The organism is Rhizobacter sp. P2_H2 (assembly GCF_056403375.1).
The window spans coordinates 1-1,461 of sequence record NZ_JBFUFP010001241.1; the positions used below are offsets into that span (position 1 = coordinate 1).

The window sequence follows — 1,461 nt, forward strand, 5'->3', positions numbered from 1 at the left end:
TCATCATCGAGCACGACAAGAACATCCAGTTCGGCAGCGACACGGTGAAGCCGGTCAACGCCGGCCAGTACCACCAGGCGCTGACGACCTACCTGCCGCTGTTCCGCGACATCGCGCTGCGCAGCCCCGACGCGCTGTTCAAGGTGCTGCGCGGCAACTACGACGCGCTGATGGCGAAGACCGAGGCGTCGGTGAACGACTGGACGCGCCGGCAACTCGATCCGCACGGCCGCGGCGATGTCGAGGCGGTGAAGGTGATGGACGAGCGCAGCGCGCTGCTGAAGACCGAGCGCGACGCGATGAGCCGGACCGCGCGCGAGAACTTCAACGTCTGGCTCAAGGATCTGTTCGAGGCCGGCTACGACGAGCATGCGCAGTCCTACGGCGTGCAGCCGGAGACGCGCACGACGATCCCGGTCGCCGAACGCTCGGTGTCGTCGCAGCTGCAGCACGACCTGCCGGACGCCGTCCAGCAGACCTGGATCGACAGCGGCGCACATGGTGCCGGCACGCCGCGCCCCGATGTCGACAGCACGTCACGGCGCATCGTGGGCGGCAGCATCGGGCTGGCCGGCGTGTCGGGTGCGGCCTGGCTCGGCCACCTCGGGCTGGCCGGCGATCCGGCCGCCGACGGCATCGCGCATGCGACCGGCTTCGAGGCGCGCGCCGGGTTGTCGCTGGTGCGCGGCGCCTACACCGACGCGGTGCGCCTGGGCTGGGAGCGCATCTTCGAGGACGGCGTCGTGAGCCACAAGGAGCTCGACCGCTTCATGAACCGCATCGAGAAGAACGGCCAGGCGCTCGGGCTGTCGAAGGACAAGCTGATCACCGCGGCCCGCCTGACCGAGCAGTTCCGTGTCGACTATGCGTACCTGGCCAACAAGCCGGTGACCAAACACTGGAACAAAGAGCAGCGCTTCAACAGCATCATGGCGACTGTCGGGCAGTACCAGATCGGCGTCGACCGGGCGCTCGGCATGCAGGCCGCGTCGATCAACGCGCTCGACCCGCGGGTCACGGCCGGCAAATGGTTCCGGCTCGGCACCGGCGTCACCTACGGCATCAACGTGGCCTACGCGGCGAGCATGCTGCGGCACGGCGATTCGAGCTTCCTGCAGGACGTGGTGACCGGCGGTTTCGCGGCCGGCAATTCGCTGCTGATGCTCAACACCTTCGCCGGCCTGGGCAGCGGCTTCGTGAAGGGCAACTGGGAGGCGCGCACGCCGTTCCGCTGGTCGCAGACGCTGGGCATGAGCGGGCTCGGCGCGAGCGGCGCGCTGTGGACGCTGAAGGACGGCATGGAATTCTTCGGCCAGGGGCTGCGGCCGCAGGCCGGCGCCGAGATGGCGCTCGGCGCCTTCTTCACCTACGCCGCGGGGCGGGGCGCCGTCGGCGAATGGCGCAAGGGGCTGGGCCTGCCGAACACCGAGCCGGCGCACCAGGCGAACACCGTCTACTGGC

The 1,461-nt window shown here is 69.4% G+C and carries 1 protein-coding gene; it reads left to right on the top strand.

Features of this window, described 5'->3' with window-relative positions; translation table 11 throughout:
• A partial coding sequence (locus AC1D15_RS31990) for a hypothetical protein (protein WP_477829219.1) occupies positions 1-1,461 on the top strand: 1,461 nt, incomplete at both ends.